General features: G+C 71.0%; 28 protein-coding genes and 1 pseudogene. 15 read left to right on the top strand and 14 right to left on the bottom strand.

What is annotated here, in order from left to right; genetic code table 11:
* Positions 1–183 precede the first annotated feature (183 nt).
* The 4 genes from ACZ6BB_RS31480 (at position 184) to ACZ6BB_RS31465 (ending at position 3,065) form a co-directional block, all read left to right on the top strand.
* Positions 184–939 (top strand): HipA family kinase, encoded by a 756-nt coding sequence (locus tag ACZ6BB_RS31480; protein ID WP_471618502.1) that lies wholly within the window; start codon positions 184–186, stop codon positions 937–939.
* Positions 936–1,346: a DUF3037 domain-containing protein gene (locus ACZ6BB_RS31475; RefSeq protein ID WP_471618501.1), complete on the top strand. Its 411-nt coding sequence runs from the start codon at positions 936–938 to the stop codon at positions 1,344–1,346. Before ACZ6BB_RS31480 ends, ACZ6BB_RS31475 begins: the two co-directional genes overlap by 4 nt.
* A 177-nt stretch (positions 1,347–1,523) precedes the next feature.
* Positions 1,524–2,285, top strand: a complete 762-nt coding sequence (gene fabG, locus ACZ6BB_RS31470) for a 3-oxoacyl-ACP reductase FabG (RefSeq protein WP_060907482.1) — start codon at positions 1,524–1,526, stop codon at positions 2,283–2,285.
* Between the two features lie 12 nt (positions 2,286–2,297).
* On the top strand, positions 2,298–3,065 hold the full coding sequence (locus ACZ6BB_RS31465) for an SDR family oxidoreductase (RefSeq protein ID WP_471618500.1): 768 nt from the start codon (positions 2,298–2,300) through the stop codon (positions 3,063–3,065).
* 61 nt (positions 3,066–3,126) lie between these two features.
* On the opposite strand, the gene ACZ6BB_RS31460 is transcribed toward ACZ6BB_RS31465, so the two are convergent.
* Positions 3,127–3,384 carry a hypothetical protein gene (locus ACZ6BB_RS31460; protein WP_471618546.1) on the bottom strand — a complete coding sequence of 86 codons (258 nt, stop codon included), beginning with the start codon at positions 3,382–3,384 and terminating at the stop codon, positions 3,127–3,129.
* Between ACZ6BB_RS31460 and ACZ6BB_RS31455 the strand changes: the two genes are divergently transcribed.
* The 3 genes from ACZ6BB_RS31455 (at position 3,308) to ACZ6BB_RS31445 (ending at position 6,415) form a co-directional block, all read left to right on the top strand.
* Positions 3,308–4,834 (top strand): ABC transporter substrate-binding protein, encoded by a 1,527-nt coding sequence (locus ACZ6BB_RS31455; protein WP_471618541.1) that lies wholly within the window; start codon positions 3,308–3,310, stop codon positions 4,832–4,834. The two genes, ACZ6BB_RS31460 and ACZ6BB_RS31455, sit on opposite strands and share 77 nt — an antisense overlap.
* A gap of 132 nt (positions 4,835–4,966) precedes the next feature.
* Entirely contained in the window at positions 4,967–5,650 is a 684-nt protein-coding gene (locus tag ACZ6BB_RS31450; protein ID WP_471618499.1) for a uracil-DNA glycosylase, read from the top strand.
* 171 nt (positions 5,651–5,821) lie between these two features.
* Positions 5,822–6,415 (top strand): hypothetical protein, encoded by a 594-nt coding sequence (locus ACZ6BB_RS31445; protein WP_471618498.1) that lies wholly within the window; start codon positions 5,822–5,824, stop codon positions 6,413–6,415.
* Positions 6,416–6,443: 28 nt separating this feature from the next.
* On the opposite strand, the gene ACZ6BB_RS31440 is transcribed toward ACZ6BB_RS31445, so the two are convergent.
* Both ACZ6BB_RS31440 and ACZ6BB_RS31435 read right to left on the bottom strand, forming a co-directional pair.
* Positions 6,444–6,956: a hypothetical protein gene (locus tag ACZ6BB_RS31440; RefSeq protein WP_471618497.1), complete on the bottom strand. Its 513-nt coding sequence runs from the start codon at positions 6,954–6,956 to the stop codon at positions 6,444–6,446.
* Between the two features lie 174 nt (positions 6,957–7,130).
* Complete coding sequence (locus ACZ6BB_RS31435) at positions 7,131–7,643, bottom strand: DinB family protein (protein WP_471618496.1); 513 nt, start codon at positions 7,641–7,643, stop codon at positions 7,131–7,133.
* Positions 7,644–7,713: 70 nt separating this feature from the next.
* Here ACZ6BB_RS31435 and ACZ6BB_RS31430 point away from each other — a divergent pair, with 70 nt between their 5' ends.
* Positions 7,714–8,622, top strand: coding sequence for a Gfo/Idh/MocA family protein (locus ACZ6BB_RS31430; RefSeq protein ID WP_471618495.1), 909 nt, complete (start codon positions 7,714–7,716; stop codon positions 8,620–8,622).
* On the opposite strand, the gene lnt is transcribed toward ACZ6BB_RS31430, so the two are convergent.
* Together lnt and ACZ6BB_RS31420 are read right to left on the bottom strand one after the other, a co-directional pair.
* Positions 8,568–10,142 carry an apolipoprotein N-acyltransferase gene (gene lnt / locus ACZ6BB_RS31425; RefSeq protein WP_471618494.1) on the bottom strand — a complete coding sequence of 525 codons (1,575 nt, stop codon included), beginning with the start codon at positions 10,140–10,142 and terminating at the stop codon, positions 8,568–8,570. The genes ACZ6BB_RS31430 and lnt overlap by 55 nt on opposite strands.
* 193 nt (positions 10,143–10,335) lie before the next feature.
* A complete protein-coding gene (locus tag ACZ6BB_RS31420; RefSeq protein WP_471618493.1) occupies positions 10,336–10,830 on the bottom strand; it encodes a nuclear transport factor 2 family protein in 495 nt (164 codons plus the stop codon).
* Positions 10,831–11,054: 224 nt separating this feature from the next.
* Between ACZ6BB_RS31420 and ACZ6BB_RS31415 the strand changes: the two are divergent.
* Positions 11,055–11,233 (top strand): annotated as a pseudogene (locus ACZ6BB_RS31415) (DUF4291 family protein); the annotation flags it as partial.
* A gap of 3 nt (positions 11,234–11,236) precedes the next feature.
* On the opposite strand, the gene ACZ6BB_RS31410 reads toward ACZ6BB_RS31415, so the two are convergent.
* Positions 11,237–11,947 (bottom strand): NADPH-dependent F420 reductase, encoded by a 711-nt coding sequence (locus tag ACZ6BB_RS31410; protein WP_471618492.1) that lies wholly within the window; start codon positions 11,945–11,947, stop codon positions 11,237–11,239.
* Positions 11,948–12,047: 100 nt separating this feature from the next.
* Between ACZ6BB_RS31410 and ACZ6BB_RS31405 the strand changes: the two genes are divergently transcribed.
* Positions 12,048–12,425, top strand: coding sequence for a winged helix-turn-helix transcriptional regulator (locus tag ACZ6BB_RS31405; protein ID WP_471618491.1), 378 nt, complete (start codon positions 12,048–12,050; stop codon positions 12,423–12,425).
* A gap of 78 nt (positions 12,426–12,503) precedes the next feature.
* Here ACZ6BB_RS31405 and ACZ6BB_RS31400 read toward each other — a convergent pair whose 3' ends face one another.
* Complete coding sequence (locus ACZ6BB_RS31400) at positions 12,504–12,992, bottom strand: DUF3885 domain-containing protein (protein ID WP_471618490.1); 489 nt, start codon at positions 12,990–12,992, stop codon at positions 12,504–12,506.
* A gap of 365 nt (positions 12,993–13,357) precedes the next feature.
* A complete protein-coding gene (locus ACZ6BB_RS31395) occupies positions 13,358–13,951 on the bottom strand; it encodes a DUF4291 domain-containing protein (RefSeq protein WP_471618489.1) in 594 nt (197 codons plus the stop codon).
* Positions 13,952–14,246: 295 nt separating this feature from the next.
* On the opposite strand from ACZ6BB_RS31395, the gene ACZ6BB_RS31390 reads away from it, so the two are divergent.
* The gene (locus ACZ6BB_RS31390) at positions 14,247–15,833 is read left to right on the top strand and encodes a M48 family metallopeptidase (RefSeq protein ID WP_471618488.1); all 1,587 of its coding nucleotides are present in this window, start codon (positions 14,247–14,249) and stop codon (positions 15,831–15,833) included.
* 235 nt (positions 15,834–16,068) lie between these two features.
* Here the strand turns inward: ACZ6BB_RS31390 and ACZ6BB_RS31385 are convergent, their stop codons facing one another.
* The 3 genes from ACZ6BB_RS31385 to ACZ6BB_RS31375 form a co-directional block, all read right to left on the bottom strand.
* Positions 16,069–16,863: a DUF6585 family protein gene (locus ACZ6BB_RS31385; protein WP_471618487.1), complete on the bottom strand. Its 795-nt coding sequence runs from the start codon at positions 16,861–16,863 to the stop codon at positions 16,069–16,071.
* Between the two features lie 204 nt (positions 16,864–17,067).
* A complete protein-coding gene (locus ACZ6BB_RS31380; protein WP_471618486.1) occupies positions 17,068–18,345 on the bottom strand; it encodes a serine hydrolase domain-containing protein in 1,278 nt (425 codons plus the stop codon).
* A gap of 134 nt (positions 18,346–18,479) precedes the next feature.
* On the bottom strand, positions 18,480–19,442 hold the full coding sequence (locus ACZ6BB_RS31375; protein WP_471618485.1) for an expansin EXLX1 family cellulose-binding protein: 963 nt from the start codon (positions 19,440–19,442) through the stop codon (positions 18,480–18,482).
* A gap of 234 nt (positions 19,443–19,676) precedes the next feature.
* Here ACZ6BB_RS31375 and ACZ6BB_RS31370 point away from each other — a divergent pair, with 234 nt between their 5' ends.
* Positions 19,677–20,417 (top strand): SDR family NAD(P)-dependent oxidoreductase, encoded by a 741-nt coding sequence (locus ACZ6BB_RS31370; protein WP_471618484.1) that lies wholly within the window; start codon positions 19,677–19,679, stop codon positions 20,415–20,417.
* 279 nt (positions 20,418–20,696) lie between these two features.
* On the opposite strand, the gene ACZ6BB_RS31365 is transcribed toward ACZ6BB_RS31370, so the two are convergent.
* From ACZ6BB_RS31365 to ACZ6BB_RS31355, 3 genes are all read right to left on the bottom strand, one after another.
* Positions 20,697–21,293 (bottom strand): chloramphenicol phosphotransferase CPT family protein, encoded by a 597-nt coding sequence (locus tag ACZ6BB_RS31365; protein ID WP_471618483.1) that lies wholly within the window; start codon positions 21,291–21,293, stop codon positions 20,697–20,699.
* Positions 21,290–21,469 carry a hypothetical protein gene (locus ACZ6BB_RS31360; RefSeq protein ID WP_471618482.1) on the bottom strand — a complete coding sequence of 60 codons (180 nt, stop codon included), beginning with the start codon at positions 21,467–21,469 and terminating at the stop codon, positions 21,290–21,292. The genes ACZ6BB_RS31365 and ACZ6BB_RS31360 overlap by 4 nt, the downstream gene beginning before the upstream one ends.
* A 101-nt stretch (positions 21,470–21,570) precedes the next feature.
* On the bottom strand, positions 21,571–22,446 hold the full coding sequence (locus tag ACZ6BB_RS31355) for an undecaprenyl-diphosphate phosphatase (protein ID WP_471618481.1): 876 nt from the start codon (positions 22,444–22,446) through the stop codon (positions 21,571–21,573).
* 357 nt (positions 22,447–22,803) lie between these two features.
* On the opposite strand from ACZ6BB_RS31355, the gene ACZ6BB_RS31350 reads away from it, so the two are divergent.
* From ACZ6BB_RS31350 to ACZ6BB_RS31340, 3 genes are read left to right on the top strand one after another with little or no spacing between them, the layout of a single operon-like run.
* Positions 22,804–24,021: a Gfo/Idh/MocA family protein gene (locus ACZ6BB_RS31350; protein WP_471618480.1), complete on the top strand. Its 1,218-nt coding sequence runs from the start codon at positions 22,804–22,806 to the stop codon at positions 24,019–24,021.
* Positions 24,018–24,953, top strand: a complete 936-nt coding sequence (locus tag ACZ6BB_RS31345) for a DUF6807 domain-containing protein (RefSeq protein ID WP_471618479.1) — start codon at positions 24,018–24,020, stop codon at positions 24,951–24,953. Before ACZ6BB_RS31350 ends, ACZ6BB_RS31345 begins: the two co-directional genes overlap by 4 nt.
* On the top strand, positions 24,947–25,660 hold the full coding sequence (locus tag ACZ6BB_RS31340; protein WP_471618478.1) for a cupin domain-containing protein: 714 nt from the start codon (positions 24,947–24,949) through the stop codon (positions 25,658–25,660). Before ACZ6BB_RS31345 ends, ACZ6BB_RS31340 begins: the two co-directional genes overlap by 7 nt.
* The last annotated feature ends 52 nt before the right edge of the window (positions 25,661–25,712 follow it).

The raw sequence follows: 25,712 nt of genomic DNA, 5'->3' as shown, positions 1-25,712 counted from the left end.
ATCGGCTTTGCACTTTCGCCCATGGATACGGCGGGGCTGTGCTTGAACGTTCAGACAGGGTGCTCATCCTGGCCTGTCCGGGATCACGAGAGCGTCAAAAACAGCTGTCCGGAAGCTGTCGGTCCGCGCCGAGGGCGGACGGGTCGCCTCCGGGGGCCCGCGCCACGCCGGTAGCCTGGGGCGATGCTCAAGGAAGTCAGCGTGACCCGGTACATCACGCCGTTGCGGGAAGGCGGTTCGCTGCCGGGTCTCGTCGAGGCCGACGACCGCGGCACATACGTCCTGAAGTTCACCGGCGCGGGTCAGGGCCGCAAGACGCTGGTGGCGGAGGTCGTCTGCGGCGAGCTGGCCCGGCGGCTCGGCCTGCGCGTGCCCGGCCTGGTCACCCTCGACCTCGATCCCGTCCTCGGGCTCGGCGAGCCCGACGAGCAGGTGCAGGAGCTGATCAGGTCCAGCGGCGGCACCAACCTGGGCATGGACTTCCTGGCCCGCGCGATCGGCTTCGACCCGCTCGCCTTCGAGGTGAGTCCCGAGGAGGCCGGGCGGGTCGTCTGGTTCGATGCGCTGATCAACAACGTCGACCGCTCCTGGCGCAACCCCAACCTGCTGACCCGGCACGGCGAGCTGTGGCTCATCGACCACGGGGCCACCATGATCTGGCACCACCACTGGCCCGGCGCCCGCGCCTCCGCGGCCAAGCCGTACGCCGCCGCCGACCACGCCCTGGCGCGCTTCGCCCCCGATGTCGCCGCGGCCGCCGCCGACCTCGCGCCCCTGGTCACCGAGGACCTGCTCGCCGAGGTGACCGCAGGGATCCCGGACGTCTGGCTGACCGACGAGCCCGGCTTCGAGACGCCGGACGCGCTGCGGCGGGCGTACGCCGAACCGCTGCTCGCCCGCGCCGCCGACATTCACGAACGCATCGAGGGGATCAAGTGAGCGACCGCTTCCTGGGGACCGGGGCGACCGGGCAGGACGTCTACGAGTACGCGCTGCTGCGGGTGGTGCCCAGGATCGAGCGCGGGGAGTGCTTCAACGCGGGCGTCCTCGTCTACAGCCGCTCCCGGGCCCTGGTGGCCGCCCGTACGCATCTGGACGAGGCCAAGCTCCTCGCCCTGGACCCCGGGGCGGACGTGAGGGGCGTACGGGCCGCGCTGCGCGCCGTGGAAGGGGTGTGCGCCGGGGGAGAGGCGGCCGGGCAGGCCGCCCGGGACGACGCCGGACGGCGGTTCCGGTGGCTTGTCGCGCCCCGTTCCACGGTCGTCCAGGCGGGGCCCGTGCACACTGGGCTCACCGCGGATCCGGCGGCGGAGGCCGAGCGGCTGCTCGCCCTGCTGGTGAAGTGACGGGGCCGTGGCGCGTCGCCGGCCCCCGGTCGGGGCCGACGTAAGGGATCACACCTGGTGGAACGTTGACACCGGGTGCCAGGACTTCTAGCGTCACGTGTGCTGAAGGTACTAAGCGGTCGCTCACCAACAGGGGGCGCCGCAGGAGCCGCATCCCAAGGGCGAGGAGAACCAGCAATGTCCACCACTGAGCAGCGTGTCGCCGTGGTCACCGGTGGCGCGCGCGGCATCGGTGCCGCGACCGCCGTACGACTGGCCGCCGAGGGCCGTGCCGTCGCGGTGATCGACCTCGACGAGGCCGCGTGCAAGGACACCGTCGAGAAGATCACGGCCGCCGGCGGCAAGGCGCTCGCGGTCGGCTGCGACGTCTCCGACGAGGCCCAGGTCGAGGCCGCCGTCACCCGGATCGCCGAGGAGCTGGGCGCCCCGACCATCCTGGTGAACAACGCGGGCGTGCTCCGCGACAACCTGCTGTTCAAGATGGGCGCGTCCGACTGGGACACGGTCATGAACGTGCACCTGCGGGGCGCCTTCCTGATGGCCAAGGCCGTCCAGAAGTACATGGTCGAGGCCAAGTTCGGCCGGATCGTCAACCTGTCCTCGTCGTCCGCGCTCGGCAACCGGGGCCAGGCCAACTACTCCGCCGCCAAGGCCGGTCTCCAGGGCTTCACCAAGACCCTCGCCATCGAACTCGGCAAGTTCGGCGTCACCGCCAACGCCGTGGCGCCCGGCTTCATCGTCACCGACATGACCGCCGCCACCGCCGCCCGCGTCGGCATGGGCTTCGAGGACTTCCAGGCGGCCGCCGCCACCCAGATCCCCGTCCAGCGCGTGGGCCGGCCCGAGGACATCGCCGGCGCCATCGCCTACTTCACCGGCGAGGACGCCGGGTTCGTCTCCGGCCAGGTGCTGTACGTGGCCGGCGGACCGCTCAACTAGGGGAACGGGAACATGACTTCGGTGCAACTCCCCGAACTCTCGGGCAAGGTCGCCCTCATCACCGGCGCCAGCCGCGGCATCGGCCACGGCATCGCCGAGGCCCTCGTCGCGCGCGGCGACCGGGTCTGCATCACGGGCCGCGACGAGGACTCGCTCAAGAAGGCCGTCGAGCAGTTCGGCTCCGACCGGGTCATCGGTGTCGCGGGCAAGGCCCACGACGAGGCCCACCAGGCGCTCGCCGTCGAACGCACGATGGATGCCTTCGGCCGCGTCGACTTCCTGGTCAACAACGCCGGCACGAACCCGGTCTTCGGGCCGATCGCCGATCTCGACCTCAACGTCGCCCGCAAGGTGTTCGAGACGAACGTCGTCTCGGCCCTCGGCTTCGCCCAGCGGACCTGGCACGCCTGGCAGAAGGACAACGGCGGCGCGATCGTGAACATCGCCTCCGTCGCCGGAGTCTCCGCGTCGCCCTTCATCGGCGCCTACGGCATCAGCAAGGCCGCCATGATCAACCTGACCCTCCAGCTGGCGCACGAGTACGCGCCCGGGGTACGGGTCAACGCGATCGCGCCCGCCGTGGTGAAGACCAAGTTCGCGCAGGCCCTGTACGAGGGCCGGGAGGCCGAGGCCGCCGCGGCCTACCCGCTCGCCCGGCTCGGCGTGCCCTCCGACATCGGAGGCGCCGCGGCGTTCCTCACCTCGGAGCAGTCCGACTGGATCACCGGCCAGACCCTCGTGGTCGACGGCGGCATCTTCCTCAACGCGGGGGTCGCCTGACAGAGTACGGCGGGCGCCGGTGCATGCTTCACCGAACATCTCCGGCGCCCGTCCGCACCCCTCACAGGGGCTCGACAACGCCGTCACTCGCGGACTGATCAAGGGTTTCGTCGGCCGAGCGGGAGCCGCTCGCGGGGCCTGCGGTATCGTTCGCCCACTCTTGGTACGGCATTTCGAGGAGCATGCGCGTGTTCAACCGGAACCGATACTTGCCGCCACTCGCGGTGATCGCGTCCATATCCATGGTGACCGGGTGTGGTGTGTTCTCCTCGGATGCCTCCGACGACGCGGACCCCATCGTGGTGGGTACCACCAGCACGCCGAGCACCCTGGACCCGGCCGCGGCCTGGGACAGCTCCTGGGAGCTGATGCGCAACGTCTTCCAGCCCCTGCTCGGCTACGCGCCCGGCGGTTCCGAGCCCGAGCCGGACGCCGCCGAGAGCTGCGAGTTCACGGACAGCTCCAGCACGGTGTACAGCTGCACGCTGCGCGAGGGCCTGAAGTTCTCCAACGGGCACACGCTGGACGCGCAGGCCGTCAAGTACTCGTTCGACCGGATCAAGAAGATCAACGTCAACGGCGGTCCCGCGGGCCTGCTGACCACCCTCTCCCGGGTGCAGACGAAGGGCGACCGCGAGGTCGTCTTCCATCTCAGCCAGCCCGACGCGACCTTCCCGCTGGTGCTCACCACGCCCGCCATGTCGATCGTGGACCCCGCGGACTATCCCGCGGACAAGCTCCGCGAGGGCACCGGGATCACCGGCTCCGGGCCCTACGACCTCGACTCCTACGACGAGGGCGACAAGGCCGAGCTGGTCAGCAACGAGAACTACAAGGGTCTCGCCGACCGCAAGAACTCCGCCGTCACGATCAAGTACTTCCAGCAGTCGAACAAGATGGTCCAGGCACTCAAGGACAAGCAGATCTCGGTCATCTACCGCGGTCTCGGCGCCTCGGACATCGTGGACATCCAGGCCAACCACGACGACGAGAACCTCCAGATCGTGGAGAGCCCCACCACCGAGATCAGCTACCTGGTGTTCAACCCCAAGGACCCCTGGGCGAAGAACCCCGCCGTCCGCAAGGCGGTCGCCCAGGTCCTCGACCGGCCGGCGCTCGCCCACAACATCTACAAGGACACCGTCGAGCCGCTGTACTCCATGATCCCCAGGGGTCTGGTCGGCCACACGACCGGCTTCTTCGACGACTACGGCAACCCCAGCGCGACCAAGGCGAAGTCCATCCTGACCGAGGCGGGCATCACCGACACGGTTCCTCTCACGCTCTGGTACACCTCGGACCGGTACGGCTCCCAGACCAAGCCGGCCTTCGAGGAGCTGAAGCGGCAGCTGGAGGCGTCCGGCCTGTTCTCGGTCACGCTGAAGAGCCGGCCCTGGAAGACCTACTCGAAGGGCTACCAGAAGGGCGAGTACCCCATCTTCGGGCGTGGCTGGAACCCCGACTTCAACGACGCCGACAACTTCATCGCCCCGTTCGTGGGCGAACAGAACGCGCTCGGCACCCCGTACAAGTCGCCGGAGATCACGGACAAGCTGCTCCCGGAGTCGCGCGCCGAGAGCGACCGCGGGGCCGTCTCCGAGGAGTTCGAGGAGGCCCAGCAGATCCTCGTGGACGACGCCCGCCTGATCCCGCTGTGGCAGGGCAAGGCGTACACGGCCGCGAACGAGGAGATCGCCGGACTGGAGAACGTCATCGACCCCGCGACGATGATGACCATGTGGCAGCTTTCCTGGAAGACCAGCTGGTAATTCCGGGTGCGGGCTCCCGCTGTCAGTGGGCGCCTGTAGGTTCTGTGCTCTGACGGCGGCCGCGCCTCGCGCGGCTGCCCATGGCCGCGTGCTCCGCGGCCGTGAAGTGAGCGCACACCGGAGGAAGTTGACGTGACCGACATCGCCATGCTGCCCGAGTCCTGGCGCGGGGTCCTGGGGGACGAACTGCAGCAGCCCTACTTCAAGGAACTCACCGAGTTCGTCGAGGAGGAGCGCGCCAAGGGTCCCGTCTATCCTCCCCGTGAGCAGGTCTTCGCCGCACTCGACGCCACGCCGTACGAGAGCGTGAAGGTCCTCGTCCTCGGCCAGGACCCGTACCACGGCGAGGGCCAGGGCCACGGCCTGTGCTTCTCGGTGCGGCCGGGGGTGAAGACCCCGCCCTCCCTGCGCAACATCTACAAGGAGATGCAGGCCGAGCTGGGCACCCCGATCCCGGACAACGGCTATCTGATGCCGTGGGCCCAGCAGGGCGTGCTGCTGCTCAACGCGGTGCTCACGGTCCGCTCCGGCGAGGCGAACTCGCACAAGGGCAAGGGCTGGGAGAAGTTCACCGACGCCGTGATCCGCGCGGTCGCCGACCGGCCCGACCCGGCGGTCTTCGTGCTGTGGGGCAACTACGCGCAGAAGAAACTGCCGCTGATCGACGAGGAGCGCCACGCGGTGGTGAAGGGCGCGCACCCGTCGCCGCTGTCGGCCAAGAAGTTCTTCGGCTCCCAGCCGTTCACGCAGATCAACGAGGCCGTCGCCCGGCAGGGCCACGAGCCGATCGACTGGACGATCCCCAACCTCGGCTGACGCGTGGCACGTCCGCCCGCACCCGCGTGTCCCGCCCGTCCGGCTCGTCCGCCGTACGGCCGCCGGGGCGCCGGAGCGGCCGTACGGGGCTGCCTGACCGGGAATGCCGGTACCTGCCGTTAGCGTCGGGAGGGACAGGCGGGACAGGGGGCGACGAGTGCGGAGGACGCGGTGGTGGAGCGACAGGAGCAGGTGGCACCGGACGCCCTGATGACCCGGATCGGGCAGGCGGTCATGCTGCACCACGGGGGTGACCGCGAGGAGGCCCGGCACCGTCTGCTGCAGCTGTGGGCGGAGATCGGCGAGGACGGCACCCCGCTCCACCGCTGCACGCTGGCGCACTACATGGCCGACACCCAGGACGATCCGGACACCGAACTGGCCTGGGACCTTCGGGCGTTGTCGGCCGCCGACGAGCTGTCCGACGGCAGGCCGGCCGGGCACGCCACGGACCCCGGGGTGGTCAGCCTCGCGCCCCATCCCGGGCTCCGTCCCGGGGGCCGTACCGAGGAGTGCCCGGACGAGCTCGCGGTGCGCGCCTTCTACCCCTCGCTCCACCTCAACCTCGCCGCCGACTACGCCAAGCTGGGCCGCCCCGACGCGGCCCGCAGCCATCTGCGGCTGGCCCGGGCCGCGCTGGCCGTGCTGGACGACGGCGTTCACGGCCACGGCATCCGCACGGCACTGGCCCGGCTGGAGGCCCGGCTCGACGATGCGGGTCCCGGCGGAGGGGACGTGCCGGGGCCGCCGAGACAGCGGCCCTAGCGGCCGCTCGCGCGCCGCGGTGGGCGACTCAACGGCCGTAGACGTCCTTGCAGATGGCGGCCTGGGGGGTGTCCCTGCCCCAGCCGCCGTACTTGTGGCCGAGCGCGCACACGTCTGAGTTCCCGGGCGGCTGGGTCGGGATGTTCTCGGGAAGGGGCGGGATGTCGATGTGAGGCCGGGCCTCGCGGGGCGGGCCGTACCGCTCGGGAGGCGCCTGGCGCTTCTTCCGGAGCGGCGGCACGGGAGCGGGTGCGGCGGGCTCGGGGGCGGTGAGGGCGGTGGCCGGCGCGGCGGGCTTCGGCGCCGTGGAGGCGTTCGGGGCGGGGCTCCGCGGCGGGCCGATCAGCTCCAGCGCCTCCCGCGCCGGCGCCTGCACGATCTGTGTCTCGCCGGTACCGTCCGGGCGGGGCTCGGACGGCAGGGACGGAACGGGCGACGCCTGCGGCGGGGGCGGGTGGTCCGCGGTCACGCAGCCGGTGAGGGCCGAGACGGCCACGGTGACCAGGAGCGTTGCGGTTGCGGTGGTGGTCGGTCGATGCACCCGCGCAACTCTGCTGTGTCCGGGCGGCTTTGGGGAGGGGGCGGGCGGATGATGCCCCCACATGGGTGACGCCGGGGACGGTGGGCGACGTGGGGGTGCGGGGCCCCCGAGGGCTTCGGGCAGGGGCCGTGCGGCCGGCCGTGCCCCGGGCCGTCGCCCGGCGTCAGGGTCCGCTCAGTAGCCGGTGGTTCCGTCGAGGCGCTCTCGGAGCAGGTCGGCGTGGCCGTTGTGGCGGGCGTACTCCTCGATCATGTGGGTGTAGATCCACCGCAGGCTGGGTGCCTCGCCCGCCCGCCGGTGCACGGCCCTGGCGACGTCGGCCAGGGCGAACCCCTCCGCGTTGCGCCGGGCGGTCGCGATCTCCCGCTGCCAGGTGCCGTACGCCTCCTCCCAGGTGTCCGCCTCCGTCAGATGGAACTCCCCGTCCGGGTCCTCCTCGCTGAAGTAGATCGGGCCCTGGTCGTCGTCCACGAGCACCTTGCGGAACCAGATGCGCTCGACCTCCGCCATGTGCCGGACGAGCCCCAGCAGGGACAGCTCCGAGGGCGGCACCGAGGCGGTCCTCAACCGGGCGTCGTCCAGGCCCGCGCACTTGATCGCCAATGTCTCGCGGTGGTAGTCGAGCCAGCCTTCGAGCATGGTCCGTTCGTCGGCGGTGAGGGAGGGTTCAGAGCGCTCGGTGGTCATGCCGACCATCCTGGCAGTCCCCGTATGCTGCCGACGAGGCAATTCGGCACACCGTGGACGGGAGACCCCAGTGAAGGTCGGCTGCATCGGGCTCGGCGACATCGCGCAGAAGGCGTATCTCCCGGTCCTCGGAACCCGGCCGGGGCTCGAACTCCATCTGCAGACGCGGACACCGGCCACGCTCGCCCGCGTGGCCGACGGCCTGCACCTCCCGCCCGGACAGCGGCACTCCGATCTCGACGCGCTGCTCGCCCAGGGCCTGGACGCGGCCTTCGTGCACGCGCCGACCGCGGCCCATCCCGAGATCGTGGAGCGGCTGATCGAGGCGGGCGTGCCCACGTACGTCGACAAGCCGCTCGCGTACGAACTCGCCGCCTCGGAACGGCTCGTACGGCTCGCGGAGGAGCGGAACGTCGCTCTCGCCGTGGGCTTCAACCGGCGGTACGCGCCCGGGTACGCCCAGTGCGCCGACCATCCGCGCGAGTTGATCATCATGCAGAAGAACCGCATCGGCCTGCCCGAGCTGCCGCGCACGATGATCCTGGACGACTTCATCCACGTCGTCGACACCCTGCGGTTCCTGGTGCCGGGGGAGGTCGAGGACGTGACCGTGCAGGCCCGCACCGAGGGCGGGCTGCTGCACCATGTCGTCCTGCAGCTCTCCGGGGCCGGGTTCACCGCGCTCGGCGTCATGAACCGGCTCAGCGGTTCGGCGGAGGAGATCCTGGAGGTCTCGGGGCAGGACACGAAGCGGCAGGTGGTGAACCTCGCCGAGGTCGTCGACCACAAGGGGCAGCCGTCCGTGCGGCGGCGCGGCGACTGGGTGCCCGTGGCCCGGCAGCGCGGCGTCGAGCAGGCCGTCCTCGCCTTCCTCGACGCCGTGGGCGCGGGCAGGGTGCTCAGCGCCCGGGACGCGCTGGCCACTCATGAGCTGTGCGAGCGGGTGGTGCGGGCGGTCGAGGAGCGGTCCGCCGTCTGAGCCGCGGGCGGCCGAGGACCCGCCTGCCGCCTCAGCCGCAGGGCCCGTACGCCCTCGAAGGCGCCCCACGCGACCAGGACCAGCAGCGCGGCGTGGACCGGCCACTCGCCGAAGCGGACGTACGGCGTCGTACCGCCCGCCAGTGGCACCTGGTACACCGCCGCTTCGCTCTCGTCCGTGCCGAGCCACGGGCCGACCCGTTCGCCGGCCGGGCCGTACACCGCCGAGACGCCGGTGAGTGTCGCGTGGACCATGGGGCGGCCGGTCTCGGCGGCCCGCAGCGCGGCCAGCGTGGCGTGCTGCTCGGGTGCCCAGCTCTGCTGGAACGACGAGGTCGCCGACTGGGCGAGCAGCAACTCGGCTCCGTCCAGGGCGAGATGACGGCTCATGTCCGGGAACGCGGACTCGAAGCAGACCATGGGGCCGATCCGCAGCCCCTTCCCCGAGTCGAACACGACCTGCTCGGTGCCGCGCCGACGGTCCTCGCCGGCCGCCTCGCCCACCGACGTGGCCCAGCCGAGCAGCGAGCGCATCGGGATGTACTCCCCGAAGGGGACGAGACGCATCTTGTCGTACCGGTCGCCGGTGGGGCCGTCCGGGCCGACGAGCACCGAACTCTTGTAGATGCCGGGGCGGTCGGAGCGGCGGGCGTCGACGTTCACGAGGATGTCGGTGTCCGCCGCGCGGGCCAGCGCGGCGATCCGGTCGGACAGATCGGGGCGGTCGGCGAGGTCGTGGCCCACACTGCTCTCGCCCCACACGATCAGGTCGGCGTCCTGCCCGGCGAGCCGCCGGGTGAGCGCCTCCTCACGGGCGAACCGGGCGTCGGGGCCGTCGGTCACGCCGGGCTGCACGACGGCGATCCGCACCTCGCCCCGGACGTCGGGGCGCGGCGACCACAGCCACACCGCCGAGGTCGCGACCACCACCGCGACGAGACCGGCGAGCGCCGGGGCCCGGGACGCCCGCACCGAAACCAGCACGGTGACCGCGACGTTGACGGCCACGACCAGGAAGCTGAGCAGCCAGACCCCGCCGACCGAGGCCAGCCGCAGCGCCGCCTCCACCTCCCACTGGCTGGACCCCAGCAGGCCCCATGGCCCGCCCAGGCCCTGCCAGGAGCGGACGAGCTCGATCATCAGCCAGCCCGAGGGCACGACCAGCAGCGCGGCGGCGACCCGCCCCGGCGACGGCGAACCGGCCAGGAACCTGTGCGTCAGCCATGCCCAGGGGACCCATAGGGCGCCCAGCAGGCCGGCGATGAGGAACGTGAAGACGTGGAGGTTCGGCAGCAGCCAGTGGTGCATCGCGAGCATGAACGCGAAGCCGCCGAGCCAGCCGTCGTACGCCGCCCGGCGGCCGGTCGGGGCCGTGCGGAGCAACAGGATCCACGGCACCAGCGCCCCGTACGCCGCCCACCACAGGCCCGGAGCGGGGAAGGCGAGCACGGGCAGAGCGCCCGCCACGACGACGGCCGACCGTCGCCGCCACGGGGAGGCGACCCAGTCCGGCGTGCTCATACAGCGCCTCCCTCCCACCCGTGCGTCCCTCCAGTGTGCGCGCCGGGGACGATCTCCGACAGGGGGCGTGGGCGGGGTGGGGGTGGTGCGGCGGTGACGGGCGGGAGGAAGGGGACGTGGAGGGGGAAAGCGGTTGGGCCGACTGGCGCACCGGCTGGGGCGCCGCTCCTGGCCGCCGACGCCGGCGGTGCGCTCAGGCCGGGGCGGGGCGCTGGGCGGGGGTGAGGCCCTCCGGGGCGCGGCGCCATTTCTCCTGGACGAGGACCTCGCGCAGGCGCCAGCCGTCGGGGGTGCGGGTCACGGTGAAGGCGTAGCGGCCGCCGCAGACGAAGTCGGGGGCGGTGGATCCGCCGTCGTGCCCGGCGAAGCGCATCGGGTTGATGTAGTCCGCCTGGACCTCGGCGGTGTCACCGGTGTCCTGCTCCAGGTACCCGAAGCGCACCCGCCGGTTGACGATCAGATGCTGCCGCATCGGGAAGAGTTCCATGCTCCGGGCCAGCCATCCGGCGACCTGTGCGGCGTCGCCCTCGATGCCGCCGGCCGAGCGGTAGTCCGCCCGTCCCCCCGGTGCGAACAGATCCCGGTAGGCCGTCCAGTCTCCGTCGTCCACCGCCACCGCGTACTCGGTGATCAGGCCGTCGACGGCGAGTCGGTCCATCACGGTCGCGAGCTCCACGCGCTGCGTCATCGGCTCAGTCTTGGGGCAGGAACCGCGCCACGCCAAGGGGCGTGCGCGCGGATGGGGGATATGTCAGGGATCGGGGTCAGGGTCGGGGACGGGAACGGGAACGGGAACGGGTCGGCCGTACGGTGGGGCCGGGGCCCGGGCCGGCGGGTGGGGTCGGGCTGGGCTGGGTCGGGCCGTCGATATTCGGTGGCCGCGAGGTGCGGCCCTGATCGAACCCGGTCCCCGTGAAACAGGACGAACACCCCGCACCGACCGAACCCAAGTTCCGCATCCGTGCCCGTCACACCGCCGCCACGGTCACCGTCTACCAGGCGTACCGCCGGAGATAGGCGGCCCGGCCGCGCGTGCCGGCCGCTTCCCGGCCGCGTGGAAGCGGGACCGGATGACCTGGGTCATCAAGCCGCGTTCACAGACCCTGTCGCGGCAGATCATCGAGTGTGTGAGAGATACGCCCACCCTGTGAGCCGGCGTGCCTGTCGTTCGAGGTGAAGTGGGGGACGGCGGAGCCAGGGTCGAAGCCTGCGAAGGCCAAGCCGATCACGAAACCCGCCACCTCCTCCAACTGGCGGACTCGATCCAGCTTCCCCAGGGTCGCCGGAACTCCGCCGACGTCACGCACCAGTTCACCGACGACGTGCAGGGCGGTCGCATCGTCGCCGCACATCGCCACCGTCACGCGGGACTGGCCACGACCGCTCGGGCTCGTCCACCGGTCAGCGGGAAAGAGATGGAACGCCTTCACGACCCGGGCTCCCGGAGCGAGCCCGGCGATCCGCCCCGCCATCGTCTTGCCGTGCTCGGTGAGCAGGGTGCCGACGCCATGCGCAACGGCGTTCGTGGGATCGATCAGCGGCGTCCCTTGGAGTACGCCGTCGGACGCGCCCACCATCCCCAGCATCTCTTCGACACCGTCCCAGGTCACGGCGAGGAGCACCGCATCGCGCCCGGTGACCGCCTCACGCGGTGCGACAGCGAGCACTTTGTGCTCCAGCCGCTCAACGAGCTTCTCCGCCTTGAGCTGCGACCGTCCGCCGATCACCACCTCGTGTCCCGCACGTGCCCAGCCCTCTCCCAGGGCAGCCGCCAGTGTCCCTGTTCCCAGGATCCCGATGCGCATCTGTCTGTGCCTCTCCCTTGGCCGTCGGTCGGTTGGTCACGGTAGGAGAGGCGTTACGCACCGATCAGTGCGTGACCGGGGCGCGATGATGGACGGCGAGATGACTGATCACGACGCCCACTGCAATGAGTTGGTCGCCGATTGCCGTTTGCGCGCGGCCACAGATCTCTTCGCCCATACCTGGGATCCCGTCGTACTGGCGGCGCTTCGCTCGAGACCGCGCCGACGCCGTGAGTTGCACGCCGCGATCGGCGGCATCAGCGACAAGGTTCTGACCGACTCCTTGCACCGCCTGCTCGCGAGCGGACTGATCGAGCGGCACGCCTATGCCGAGGCTCCACCACGCGTCGACTACGCGCTGACCGGCTTGGGACAGAGCCTGGTCGAGGGCCCGATGACGGCGCTCGGACGCTGGGCGATCGAGCACGGTGACGAACTTCTGGAAGCCCAGGAGGGCAGTACCGCAAGAGGTCTGTGAGCGAGGCTTGACATGGGTCGTCAGACAGCGTCGACAGACCGCTGCACGTCGGCCGAGAAAGGGGAGCCGCTCCGGCTTTCAGAGGCCGGCTGGGTGGCTGGAAAGCCAATCTGTGTGTTGGTCACGCACGCGGTCACGCTCCACAGGCGTGGCAAGGATGACGTCTGCGCCGCCGTCGTAGGGATGGTGGATGCGTCGCAGTTCCGTGTCGGCAACGAAGACTTCGACGAGCGCCTCGTCCGCGACGGCTCGCAACAACTCGTCGAGGCAGCCGCGGTTCCACCGGCGCCGGTCGGCGTACAGACGTGTGTGAGTGTGGAACTCCGGGTCGGGGTCGTCCTGCTCCGACTCTGTCCACCAGCGGACGCCGTCGGGATGCAGTGTCTGTCGTGGCGTCGGAAAGCCCGCAGGCCCGGTCTGTGTGTTCGACCAGTCCATGGTCACCACGACGACGTCCGTGCCCGCGAACAACTCGTCGAGGATCGTGTTGTACCGGTCCAGCACGATCGCGTACTCGTCCTCGGACTCCGGGTAGCGCTTCGAGTCGGCAAGGCTGTGGAAGCGCACCCATCGATCCGCGTACCTGGTGCGAAACGTGTGAGCGACGGGAGGGCCCGACGGATGGCGTTCCCTCCACAGAGCCGCCAGGAGATCAGGGTCGATGGCGGAACTCCCCCTTGGCCGGAGCCGCACCGATCGGACAGGAAACGCGGGTCCCAGTGTGGCCGTTGATACGTTGCGGTGAAGATACTGCTGGTGGTAGCCGTTGGCCGTGCAGAACGTACAGCCCTCCAAAGAAAATTGGCGTCCACTCCAATCACGGTGGATGCAGTCTGTGAACGCGGCTTGACATGGATCATCAAGCACCGTTCACAGACCTTTGCCGCCATGTGACCCGTGGGTGATGCTGGCGGCTGTGCACGGATTGCCGGTCAGGGACACAGGTGGGCCAGGAGTTCTGCACTGGCGGGGTACTCCTGTTCCTGGGGGAGCAGTCGGGCAGCTGAGTCCAGTTCACCGTCCCTGACGAGTGCGTGGATCTCGTGGGCGAGCGGGGTGACGTCGCTGATGGACACGATCCACTCGTCCGCGTAACGCGACGATGCCTCACCCGAGAGCCCCAGTTGCAGCGAGCGGTACGGCAGGGGACGCAGGTGCAGGTCGCGTTCGGGATCCCACTGGACACGGGCCGGTGCGCGCTTGAGGTCACGCTGCCAGGTGTCGCGATCGGGATGCAGTCCGCGGACGTAATGCGACAGGCAGGCATGGCGCAGCGCCCAGTCGAAGCCCTCGCGAGTGATCTCGAAGGCCAGGACGGTCTTCTGACCCTCCTTCATGCCCCAGCCGGAGCGGTACATCATCCACATGAAACTGGGTTTGATCCACGTCATGCGGTCAGGCTTCCACGCGGCGGGGAAACGGCCCTTGCGGGCGGCGGGGCCGCCGATCTCCGGGCGGTACGCCTGGTAGACGGTGATCGTGGACGCCGTGTGGAGCGCGCGGATCCTGCGGTGCGGTTCTTCCATGGCGTACAGCGTGGGCTCGGTCAGCTCAGGTGACCAACGATTTTCGACCGTCGCGCAACGCGACGGAGCACGTCGGCCGCGGGCGGCAGGCAGTCGGCCGTGCGGGCCAAGTAGCGTCCGGAGTCAGAACGGAGGTTCCTCCGTGCAGCCTCCGGTCCAGACACACATCCGTTCCGGCCGATGTGGCGATCGGACAACCGGGATCGGCGGACACCTGCCAGAAGCCTGTCGGTAGTATCCGCGAGCGCATCTGGCCCGTTCGGGCTGGTGAACCATGCGGGTGGGGGATTTCTCGATGACGTTTCGGCTGCGTGCCGTCCGCGCGTTCGCGCTGCTGCTCGGCTTCTTCCTCGTGGGCGTGGTTCTGCTGTCGGCCATGGCGGTGCTCGACTGGCTGGTGATGACACGGCTGGTCACGGCGGAGACGGCCTGGGTCGGGGGCACCGTCCTGACCGTCACCGTCCTGCTGGCGGCGGCGATTCTCCGTGGCTTCGTCGTCTTTCTACGGGCCGGGCGCCTGGGGCCGGTCCCGGGCGGCGTGGCGGTCACTCCTCGGGACCAGCCCGAACTCTGGGAGCAGGTGCGGGCCGCTGCTGAAGTGACCGGACAGCGGCCGCCGGATGAGCTTTACCTGGTCGCCGAGGTCAACGCAGGGGTCGCCGAACAGAGCCGACTGCTGGGACTGCTGCACGGACGACGCCGTATGCTCCTGGGCCTGCCGCTGCTCGCCGGGCTGACCGTCCCGCAGCTGCGCGCCGTCCTCGCCCATGAGTTCGGGCACTACGGCAACCTCGACACTCGGCTCGGGAGTGTCACGATGCGCGGTCGGGCAGCCCTGTTGCACACGGCGGAGGCTTTTCAGGACGGCAGTACCCAGCTGCACCAGGCGATCGGTTTCTTGTACGTCGGCTACGCCAGGATGTTTCTGCGCACCACACAGTCCGTGGCTCGCCACCAGGAAGTCGCCGCAGACCAGATGGCGGCCCGGTACGCGGGTCGTGACACGACGGCCGCCACACTGCGCACCCTTCCGGTACTCGACGGCGCGTACACCCACTACCTGGAGACATACGCCGCGATGGGCAGCTCGCTGGGCGCGCTGCCGCCCGTCGGCGAGGTGTACGGCGGTTTCTGCCGGTTGCTCGCCGCCAGAACCGGGGAGCAGCTCGCTGCGCTTTCCGCCGGGCAGCGGCCGCCGCGGCCGCACCCGTACGACTCGCACCCTCCGACAGCCGAACGGATCGCCCTGATCGAGAAGCTGCCCGCCGACGACCGGCCGGATCAGTCGCCCGATGAGACGGCCGGGCTGTCCCTGTTGCGCGACTCGGACCAGGTGTTCGCCGCACTGGAGTCGCGGGCACTGTCGCAGGAGTCTGCAGGGCTGCGGCGCATGAGTTGGGACGACCTCGCGATGGCCCGCGCAGTCGCCGACGCCGAGAGCTGGTCCCGGCCGCTGCAGGTCGCCCTGGCCAGGGCGCGGCGCTCCGCGGAACAGGACGCAGGCGGCACGGTGACCGACGACCTTTTGCCCGGTTTGGAGGAAACACTCAACGCGTTCGACCGCGGCCTGCTGTGGATGGAGGTCGCCGACCGGTTGCCCAAGCCGCATCAGGCGGCACGACTGACCGGGCCGTCCGCACGCAACTTCATTCGGCCCAGGATCTTCGACGGTCTCGCGGGCATGATCCACCTGCGCCTCGCCGAATCCGGCCACGCCGAACCGGACATCGCCTGGTCAGGTCAGCCCGGCCTGGTCCTCCCGGAGCCGTGGGAGAAGGGCATGGACAACGCCATCGACGCGGCCGTCGCCGACACACCGGACACCGCTCCGCTGCGCGCCCTGCTCGCCGACCTCTCGGATTCCGGAACAGTCGTGGGCTGATGAACACATACGCTGCGTGCCATTCGACGTTCTGTGACGGGGGTCCGGATGGCGTTCGACCGAGGCCGTTGTTCCCTGGCGGTGACTGCCGTTGGCGCTGTGCTTGCAGCCGCTGAGTGCCGTCAGATCGTCAGTCTGCTGGTTCTCGCTGGTCACGGCGATGAGGCTCGCGGGGCGCGCCGGGGGCCCGGCGGCCACCGGCCGTGCGGCGGGACCGCTTCCTCGGCGGGACCGCTCACTCGGCGGGTTGCCGCGCCGACCGTCGCAGGGCGTCCGTGACGGTGAGGAACAGGACGCTGTCCGGCACTCCGGAGACCGGTTCCCGCGCCGCCGGCTTGCGCTCACCCGTGACCAGGACATGGATGGTCGACCCCATCAGGTCGACTTCGCTGATCGTCTCCCAGGCCAGGAACCGGCCCCCGTGCTCCAGACCGGCCAGGCTCACCGTGAACGGACCGAACGCCGCGCGCCCTCCCGTCTGCAACACCGTGCCGAGTTCGGCCAGTCGCGCTCGCGCGTCCTCCTCCGCGCCCCGGCTCTGCACCGTGAGCCAGCCGTCCGCGATGAGGGTGCCCACCTGCTGCGCCTCGGGCGTGTCGCCCGACACCATGAAGTTGCCGGCCGGCATCTCGACGTACACGGAATGGGTGGTCGCCACCGTGACGCCGTTGCGTTCGTGCTCCGTCGCGTGTCGCCGACATCCGGTGATCTCCTCCCAGGACCCGGCGATCGGTGGCCGCGACCCGTACTGGTGGACCACACCGCCCTCGAAGACCGCACACCAGGCGACCGGGCGGAACCGGGCGGCCAGCGGAACGGCGATCGCCCCGAGGAAGGAGCCTGCGCCGAGGACGATGAAGAGGATCGCGTTCGTCCACTCGCTCTCACCACTGATGATGAAGACCATCATCACGCAGAACGCGGTGACCAGGAGGAGCATGAACGCGCCCCACCAGGACACCGAACTCGTGCGCGTGCGAAAGGCGTACCGGCCGCCACCGAGTTGCCGCTCCGCCGCCGCTGCCGGCACTGTCGCCGGGATCTCGTCCCAAAGGTTTCGGGCCGCCCTCGCCACCCCCGCCGTACGCCGCCCACCATCAACAGCCTTGCCCACAAGCCGAGTTGACGATCCGAATGTGAATCGGGATGCTACGGCGTCCGGCTGAAAAGCGGTAGGTGTCTCAGCCCCTGGCCGGGGCGCGACGAGGGTTCGCCTCGACTTCGTCGCAAGCGGTCAGCCGGTCTTCCCGCCGAGCAGCTCGCAGACCGCGTTCTCCTCGACCGTGCGCAGTCGCTCCAGCAGGTCGGGGGCGAGTGTCCTGTTCACCTGGGTGGTGAGCGAGAAGGTGAGCGACCTGCGGCCGTCGGGGGTCGCGGCGATCAGCTGGGTGTAGCCGGGGAAGTTCCCGGTGTGCCCCAGTACCACCCCGCAGCGTGTGTCGTAGCGGAAGACGGCGAGTCCCGCTCTGTTCCGGCCGGGTCCGGCCGGTTCGGACGCCCCCTCGATCCAGCGGCGCTGCTCGCGCAGAACGGATCTCGACGTCAGTGCCCCCGCCGCGTAGCCGCGGACGAACCGTGTCATGTCGCGCGGAGTGGAGACGATCCCGCCCGAGGCCCAGACACCGGACGCGCTCAGCGCCTCGCTGACGTCCTCCGGCGGCGCGGGCGGCTCGACGGCGTAACCGTGCATGTACGGGTCCGGCATCTCGGGACCCAGCGGGAGGCTGGTGTCGTGCAGGCCGAGCGGCCGGTACACGAGGCGGCTCAGCAACTCCTCGTACGGGCGCCGGGTCGCCGCCTCCGCCATCAGGGCGACGGCGATGTTGTCGGAGTTGGAGTACTGGTAGCGGGAGCCCGGACGGAAGCGCAGCGGTTCGTCCGCGACGAAGTCCAGCAGCCGGCGCGGGTCGAAGGTGCGGCGCGGGTCCGCGAGGAGCAGCTCCAGGAACTCCGGGTCCTCGCTGTAGTCGGGCAGACCGCTGGTGTGGTTCAGCAGCTGCCGCAACGTGACCGACCGCCAGGCGCGTGGCAGCCGGGGAAGGGTGCGCCCGATGGTGCTGTCGAGGCTGAGCGCGCCCTGCTGCACCAGACGCAGTGCCACAGCGCCGCTGAACGCCTTCGCCGTGCTGGCGATCCGCATGTGGTCCGTGGGCTCGATGGGGCGGCCGGTCTCCAGGTCGGCGACCCCCGCGCGCAGCACGTGTGCTGTGCGGTCTCGCTGCAGGACGACGATCACACCCGGCGGCCCTCCGGGCGTGGCGACCAGCTCTTCGAGCTGCTCCTGCAGGGTGTACTCGCTCCCGCCGCCGGAGGCGCGCCCGGGGCCGGTGTCGGCAGTGGCGCCCGCGGCGGGGGCGAGCAGCAGGCCACCCAGGCAGGACGCGCCGAGCAGCGCGGCGAGGGACGGACGGATACGGCGGTGGGAGCGAGGCACCCCGCGCGGAGGGTCCGTACGAAGACGGGTACGGGTGCGGGTGCGGGTGTGCCGGCGGGGAGCGGGCGTGAGTGGCATGAGGGTCCCGGGGAGATCCGTGGGCAGGGCACCCTCAGCATCGGCCGGACCGCGCTCACGCGCGCGCGGGCTTGCGCTGTCCGGCCGATCGACCGCGCGAGCCGTTCACGGCGCGTGGGAGCGGGACGGTGTGCTCAGTGTGCGCTGAACTGCACGCCGGTGGCCTGTACGACGTTCGGCCGCACCGCGATCTTGTCGACGGTGAGCTGCTCCCCGTAGATGTCGGTGATCCTGAGGGCGCCGCCGCACCCGCCGCCCTGTTCGGAGAGGAAATAGTTGTACCCGGTTCGGGGCAGCCGGGTCCAGGCGCCTCCGGCGCGGACCTCCAGCCGTGCCACCGGGTTGCGGTGACCGATCACCTGGATGCCGCACCAGTACGCGCTGGAGCCGGTCTTGTACCGGATGGAGAGCCGCTCGGAGGTGTCCGGGCTCAGCAGGCTCCACGTGATCGGGATCTGGCCCCGTGAGGGGGCGGCGAGCTTGGCGAACGCCTGTGGGCTCAGGTCGAGTTGGCCGGGCCGGCAGGGCGCCGGGCACTCGTTGGTGATGCGGACCGTGACGGTGGCCCCGCTCGCTGCGCGGACACGGACGTAGGCCCCGCAGGCTTTGGAGACCTCGTAGTCGGTGGTGTTCATCGCTGCCGTCATCACGTCGGAGCTCGGGTCGTACGAGCAGGCTCCGCTGCCGTCGGTGTCGTAGAAGGTGGCGACGCCCTTGTGGTCGACCCCGGGACGGATCCGCCCGGCCAGCTGTCCCGAGGCGGAGCCGGCCTGCCGGGTGACGGCGGGTGACGGCGGGGTGGGCTTGGGGGACCGTGGCGCCGACTCGGTGGTTTTCGAGGGCGACGGGGACGGGGACTTCGAGGGCGTGGCCTTGGGCTTCCGCTTCGGTTTCTCGGAGGAGGGTGTGCTCGCCTCGGGGGTGGTCGCGGCGGGTGCGGCGCCGACCCTCTCGGACGCCTCGGTGCCGCTGTCGCGGTCGGGGCCGAAGGCGATGACGAGCGACGCGGCGAGTCCGGCGGCCGCGACGGCGGCGACGGATATGAGGGCGGTGCGACGCTTGGCCCGGCGGGAGGAGCGGTGGGAAGGGGGTGCCACGTTCAAGTCCTTCGGTTCTGTGCGTGGTTCGGATCCGAAAAGATGTGATTCAGGAGTATGTGTGATGTGTGTGAGGCTCGTGTGGAGGAGCTTTGCACTCCTGGGTTGCCGCCGGGGCCGGATTGGTTGCCCTCGAAATGAGCCGTCGGCCGGGCTGCGATCGTAGGATGATCGATCGCCGAGTCTGCGGTGGCCGCGCGCCGCGTGGGTCACGTTCGTCATGGGGAGGTTGGGATGTCACGTCCGGTCACGGTGGTCACCGGCGGAAGCCGGGGGATCGGTGCGGCGACCTGCCTGCGGCTCGCGGCGGACGGCCACGACGTCGTCGTGGGGTACGTGAACGACGGGGCGGCCGCCGAGTGGATCGCGACGGGGGCGAGGGCGAACGGGGCGCGCTGTGTCACGGTACGGGTGGACACCTCGGTGGAGGCCGACGTGGACCGACTGTTCGATACGGTGGCGGAGCGGCTCGGACCGGTGACGGGTCTGGTCAACAACGCCGGTGTGACCGGCCCGTTCGGCAGGCTCGCGGACACCGGCACCGACGTGCTGCGACGGGTGGTCGAGGTCAACCTTCTCGGCGTCCTGCTGTGTTCGCGCCGGGCGGCCAAGGTGATGGCGGACGCGGGGAGCGGCGTCATCGTGAACGTGTCCTCGGCGGCGGCCACGCTGGGCAGCCCCGGCGAGTACGTCCACTACGCGGCGACCAAGGCCGCGGTCGACGCGCTGACGACGGGGCTCGCGAAGGAACTGGGGCCGGACGGCATCCGGGTCAACGCGGTCGCCCCCGGAGTGATCGACACGGAGATCCACGCGAGGATGGGGGACCCGGAGCGGGCCGACCGTATCGCCGCGTCCGTCCCCCTCCGGCGCCCCGGCCGCGCCGACGAGATCGCCTCGGCCATCGCCTGGCTCATGTCCCCGGAGGCGTCGTACACGACGGGCGCGGTGCTGCGGGTGTCGGGCGGCCGCTGACCCGCGCCGCGGGGTTTCGACTGGGGGCGGCCGACGGGTGGTGAAGGTTGTGCCCGCACTTCCCCGCGCCCCTGGTGTTGCGGTGGGGATCGGGTCGTGGGGTCCCGGTGGGTCATGGGTGATTGTCGTGCGGTTCCGCGTGCCCGTGTCGGGGTGTGGTCGGTCGGTGGTTGCCCGTTCGGCGGGGGCTGCCGGTGTGCTGGGGGACTCGGGTCGTGGGCGGCCGGCGGGCTGGGGGTGGTTGTTCGCGCAGCTCCTCGCGCCCCTGTCGGGCGCGAGTCAGGTGGACGTGTCCCGTTCGGCGCGCAAGCGCTGGAACGCGGTCGGGGTGGGGCGGTCGGACAGGAAGTTCTTGATGCGGGCGGCGCACTGGCGCGGATCCGCCCGGCTCGTGTCGCACTCGATGTCGTAGAGGCCGTGCGCGTGCACCTGGGCCAGCTGTCGCGCGGCCAGCCCCGGCGGCCGGTCGCCCCGTTCCCGCTCGCGTCGTTCGAGTTCGGCGCGGGGGCAGTGCACCCCGACGAACACCACGTCCTGCGGTACGAACAGGTCGAGGCAGTCCCGCAGCCGCCATTCCGCGCTCAGGACGTGGTCCATGACGACATGGTTGCCCGCGGCGGCCATGCCGGCGATCGCGCGGTGATAACCCCGCCAGGTGTTGTGCAGCACGGTGGGCAGCCGGTCGGCGGGAATCTCCTGCCCGGTCCGCATGGCATGGAACGCGTCGACCGGGATGTGGAAGGACGGCTCGTCGAGGATGCGGAGCAGCTCCACCGCGATGCTCGACTTGCCCGAACTGGACGTGCCGTTGAGGAAGATGACGAGGCCGCCGGTGCCGCCCCCGGGCTCGTCGTCGGCCGGCCGCACGGGTGTCACGCGGCCTCGACGACGTCTTCGCGTATCGCCGCGGCCCACTCCGCGACCAACAGCTCGTACTCGGCCCGCTCCTGGGCCGACAGCGACCCGCCGGCGCGCCGCCACAGCGCTCGGATCCGGTCGTTCAGGTCGGCGGCGGACCGCACGGAACCACACGCAAGGGGATCGGGGGACATGTCGACAAGAGTAGGCGTCCGCACTGACGGTGCGCTACGGGGCGGCTACGGATGCCGTATGTGGTTGGTCACTGAAGGGAGTTGGGGAGGACCGGCCCGCGTCAGCCCGCCGACTCGCCCGCGTGAGGGCTCAGTACGCCCATCGACACCAGGACGACGATGAGGATGCCGAGCGCGATGCGGTACCAGACGAACGGCATGAAGCTCTTGGTCGTGATGAACTTCATGAACCACGCGATGACCGCGTAGCCCACGACGAAGGCGATGACCGTGGCGAAGATCGTCGGCCCCCAGGACACATGACCGCCCTCCATCGCGTCCTTCAGTTCGTAACCGCCCGAGGCGATCACGGCCGGGATGGCGAGCAGGAAGGAGTAGCGGGCCGCGGCCTCACGCTTGTAGCCCATGAGGAGGCCACCGCTGATGGTGGCGCCGGAGCGGGAGACGCCGGGGATCAGGGCCATCGCCTGGCAGAGGCCGAAGATCAGGCCGTCCTTGACGCTGAGCTGTTCGAGGCTCTTGCGCTCCTTGGCGGCGCGGTGCTTGCCGCCGGTCTCGTCGCGTGCGGCCAGGCGGTCCGCGACGCCGAGCACGATGCCCATGACGATCAGCATGGTCGCCGTGAGGCGCAGGTCACGGAAGGGGCCCTCGATCTGGTCCTTGAGGGTCACACCGAGGACACCGATCGGGATGGAGCCGACGATCACCAGCCAGCCCATCTGGGCGTCGTGGTCGGAGCGCATCTCCTTGTTGAACAGGGAGCGCGACCACGCCGAGATGATGTTGGCGATGTCCTTGCGGAAGTAGATCAGCACGGCGGCCTCGGTGCCGATCTGGGTGATCGCCGTGAAGGCCGCGCCCGGGTCCTCCCAGCCGGAGAAGGCCGCCGTCAGGCGCAGGTGCGCGCTGGAGGAGACGGGGAGGAATTCGGTCAGCCCCTGGACGAGTCCGAGGATGAGGGATTCAAACCAAGACATGAAGTTACGTGGTCCAAGCGCTGATCGTGGAGGGCCGACGGAAGACGTGCCGCGCCGCGGGGCGGGTGATCACAGGTGCTGGGGGCAGCCTAGCGCCCCGTAGGGACAGGCCCGTCACAGGGGTTTCGCGGGGCAGGGCGGGGGCCGGCCGGGGGTGTGCGCGCAACGGGTGGGGCGTGGGCGTTCCGAGGCGTGGAACGGCCGAATGCGTGGTGTTGACCAGTCACTATGTCCGCACATACTTTGCTGGCGAGGGAAAGCGCTTGCCGCTGGGAGGGTCCGCCGTGCTGCCGGGGCCCCGCCACCAGGCGCCGGCCGATGTCCGATGTCACGTTCGATGGAGTGCTGATCACGTCCATGCCCACATCCAGCAACGACCCGAGCCCTGCTGCGGACCACCGGCCGAACCGCCCGCCGGCCCCGCTCGCCGGTCGTCGCGTCCGTGCCGCGATCATCGGCATCGGCGCCATCGGCGGCGGTTCGCACCTGCCCGCGTTCGAGCGGCTCGCCGAGGAGGGCGAGACCGAGGTCGTCGCGGCGGTCGACATCGATGCCGACGCGGTGGCGAAGTTCTGCGCGGAGCACGGCATCCCGCACGGCTACACCGATCTGGACCGCATGCTGGCGGAGCAGCGGCCCGATCTGGTCAGCGTCTGCACCCCGCCGACCCTGCACCGGGACCAGACGATCGCCGCCCTGCGGGCCGGCGCCTGGGTGTGGTGCGAGAAGCCGCCGGTGCCGACGCTCGCCGACTTCGACGCCGTCGAGGCGGAGGAGGGGGCGGACAGCGGCGGCCCGTACGCCTCGATCGTCTTCCAGCACCGCTTCGGCTCCGGCGCGCGGCACGTACGGAAGCTGCTCGCGGAGCGGAGCCTCGGGCGCCCGCTCGTCGCGCACTGCCAGACCACCTGGCACCGGGACACCGCCTACTACGCCGTGCCCTGGCGCGGCCGCTGGGCGACGGAGGGCGGCGGGCCCGCGATGGGCCACGGCATCCACCAGATGGACCTGCTGCTCGACCTGCTCGGCCCGTGGAGCGAGGTGCGGGCGATGGCCGGCCGGCTGGTCCACGACGTGGAGACCGAGGACGTCTCCACGGCCCTCGTGCGCTTCGAGAGCGGAGCCCTGGCCACGGTCGTCAACAGCGTCCTCAGCCCCGACGAGGTCAGCCGCATCCGCATCGACTGCGAGCGCGCCACCGTCGAACTGACCCATCTGTACGGACACTCCAACGCCGACTGGTCCGTCACCCCCGCCCCGGGCACCCCGGAGGCGGACGCGGCGGCCTGGCGGGACTTCGGCGAGGACGTGCCCAGCTCGCACCTGGCACAGCTGCGTGAACTCGTGGCGAGCATGCGGGCCGGCGAGCGCCCGCGCAGCAGCGGCGCCGACGGGCGTACGAGCCTGGAGCTGATCGCCGCCCTGTACAAGTCGGCCTTCACCGACGTGACCGTACGGCGCGGTGAGATCGGGCCCGGTGACCCGTACTACACGGCCATGCACGGAGGCGCCCCCGGATGGGCGCCCGGAACCGCCCAGGTGTCCGCCGACGCGACCGAGGAGAGCACCGCATGACCTTCCACGACGGGCTGCGCGTCGTCCACGCCCACGGCGACCGGATCACGGTCACCGAACCCGCCACCGGCGTCGAGCTGTTGAGCTACGTCTACCGGCCGGAGTCGGCCTGGGAGGCGCCGAAGCCGTATCTGCACCCGATCCGGACGCTGGCCGGCGACGTCGTCACCGACTTCCGGCCCAACGACCACCGCTGGCACAAGGGCCTGCAGCTGACGGCCTCACACCTGTCGGGGCAGAACCTGTGGGGCGGCAACTCGTACGTGCACGGCGAGGGATATCTGCCGCTCCCGGAGCGGGTCGGCTCGATGGCGCACGCCGGCTTCGACGTCGTCGAGTCGGACGGCGAGCGGGTCGTGATCGCGGAGCGGCTGACCTGGCACCCGTACACGGGGGAGCTGTGGGCCGACGAGGAGCGCCGGATCGAGATCCACGACGTGGACACCGAGTCGGGTTCCTGGGCGCTGACCTGGACGAGCGCGATCACCAACCGGCGGGACGAGCCGCTGCTGTTCGGCAGCCCCACGACCGCCGGGCGCGAGATGGCCGGCTACACGGGCCTGTTCTGGCGTGGACCGCGTGCCTTCCGGGACGGGCGGATCATCGGGCCCGACTCCGCGGGGCCCGAGCTGATGGGTGAGCAGGCCGCCTGGCTGGCCTACTCGGGCGAGCACGACGGCACCGACGGACACGCCACCCTCGTCTTCGCGCACGCGCCGGAGAACGATCACACGGGAGCCGGGGGCGCCCACCCGGCGCACTGGTTCGTCCGCAACGAGCCCTTCGCCGCCGTCGCTCCCTCCTGGGCCTTCTTCGACGAGCTGGCGCTGGCGCCCGGCGACACGCTCACCCGTCGCTACCGGGTCGTCGTGGCGGACGGGGCCTGGGAACGGGAGGAGATCGCCAAGTACCTGGAGGCGCACCCGTGGTGAGCGGATACGAGGGGCTCCCCGGCGGGGTCGCCGTCTCGCACCTGGCCGTCTACGACTGGCCGGCGGCCGACGGAGTCTGCGGCGGAACTCCCCATATGCACCTGACCTGTTCGGAGGCGTACGTCGTCACCGGCGGGCGGGGCGCGGTGCAGACGCTGACGGCCTCCGGGTACGAGGTCACGCCGCTCGCGCCGGGGACGGTCGCCCGGTTCACGCCCGGCACCATCCACCGGCTGGTCGACGAGGGTGATCTGCGGATCACCGTCCTCATGCAGAACAGCGGACTGCCGGAGGCGGGCGACGCCGTCCTCACGCTGCCCCCGGAGTACCTGACCGACCCGGAGACGTACGCCGCCGCCACCCGTATCCCGGTGGAAGCGCCGCGGGAGGAGCAGGAGCGGGCCGCTCGTGCCCGGCGCGACCTCGCCGTGGAGGGCTACCGGGCGCTGCGCGAGGCGTCCGGCCCCGAGCCGCTCGCCGCGTTCCACCGGGCCGCCGCCGCGCTCGTACGGCCGCGCCTCGCCGAGTGGCGGGTGCGTTGGGAGCGGGGCGCGCGGGCCGCCGCCGCCGCGACCGGGGAGCAGCTGGACCGGCTGGAGCGGGGGGACGTGTCGCATCTGGCCGACGCCGTGGTGCGGGCCGAGGAGCCGTCCCTGTACGGCAAGTTCGGGATGTGCGGGCGCCTGGACGTCTACCGGGGGGACTGAGCGCCGGGCGCTTCGAGCCGGGACGCGCGTGCTGCGACGGCCGCGGGTCGTG

This window comes from Streptomyces sp. NPDC041108, assembly GCF_055592645.1.
This window is presented reverse-complemented; position numbering and strand designations above follow the sequence as displayed.

Excerpts from the sequence above, each read along its gene's own strand:
- ACZ6BB_RS31480 (WP_471618502.1), top strand. The coding sequence starts at position 184 with ATGCTCAAGGAAGTCAGCGTGACCCGGTACATCACGCCGTTGCGGGAA.
- fabG (WP_060907482.1), top strand. The coding sequence starts at position 1,524 with ATGTCCACCACTGAGCAGCGTGTCGCCGTGGTCACCGGTGGCGCGCGC.
- ACZ6BB_RS31465 (WP_471618500.1), top strand. The coding sequence starts at position 2,298 with ATGACTTCGGTGCAACTCCCCGAACTCTCGGGCAAGGTCGCCCTCATC.
- ACZ6BB_RS31455 (WP_471618541.1), top strand. The coding sequence starts at position 3,308 with ATGGTGACCGGGTGTGGTGTGTTCTCCTCGGATGCCTCCGACGACGCG.
- ACZ6BB_RS31435 (WP_471618496.1), bottom strand. The coding sequence starts at position 7,643 with ATGACCACCGAGCGCTCTGAACCCTCCCTCACCGCCGACGAACGGACC.
- lnt (WP_471618494.1), bottom strand. The coding sequence starts at position 10,142 with ATGAGCACGCCGGACTGGGTCGCCTCCCCGTGGCGGCGACGGTCGGCC.
- ACZ6BB_RS31420 (WP_471618493.1), bottom strand. The coding sequence starts at position 10,830 with ATGACGCAGCGCGTGGAGCTCGCGACCGTGATGGACCGACTCGCCGTC.
- ACZ6BB_RS31410 (WP_471618492.1), bottom strand. The coding sequence starts at position 11,947 with ATGCGCATCGGGATCCTGGGAACAGGGACACTGGCGGCTGCCCTGGGA.
- ACZ6BB_RS31405 (WP_471618491.1), top strand. The coding sequence starts at position 12,048 with ATGACTGATCACGACGCCCACTGCAATGAGTTGGTCGCCGATTGCCGT.
- ACZ6BB_RS31395 (WP_471618489.1), bottom strand. The coding sequence starts at position 13,951 with ATGGAAGAACCGCACCGCAGGATCCGCGCGCTCCACACGGCGTCCACG.
- ACZ6BB_RS31390 (WP_471618488.1), top strand. The coding sequence starts at position 14,247 with ATGACGTTTCGGCTGCGTGCCGTCCGCGCGTTCGCGCTGCTGCTCGGC.
- ACZ6BB_RS31380 (WP_471618486.1), bottom strand. The coding sequence starts at position 18,345 with ATGCCACTCACGCCCGCTCCCCGCCGGCACACCCGCACCCGCACCCGT.
- ACZ6BB_RS31370 (WP_471618484.1), top strand. The coding sequence starts at position 19,677 with ATGTCACGTCCGGTCACGGTGGTCACCGGCGGAAGCCGGGGGATCGGT.
- ACZ6BB_RS31360 (WP_471618482.1), bottom strand. The coding sequence starts at position 21,469 with ATGTCCCCCGATCCCCTTGCGTGTGGTTCCGTGCGGTCCGCCGCCGAC.
- ACZ6BB_RS31355 (WP_471618481.1), bottom strand. The coding sequence starts at position 22,446 with ATGTCTTGGTTTGAATCCCTCATCCTCGGACTCGTCCAGGGGCTGACC.
- ACZ6BB_RS31350 (WP_471618480.1), top strand. The coding sequence starts at position 22,804 with ATGCCCACATCCAGCAACGACCCGAGCCCTGCTGCGGACCACCGGCCG.
- ACZ6BB_RS31345 (WP_471618479.1), top strand. The coding sequence starts at position 24,018 with ATGACCTTCCACGACGGGCTGCGCGTCGTCCACGCCCACGGCGACCGG.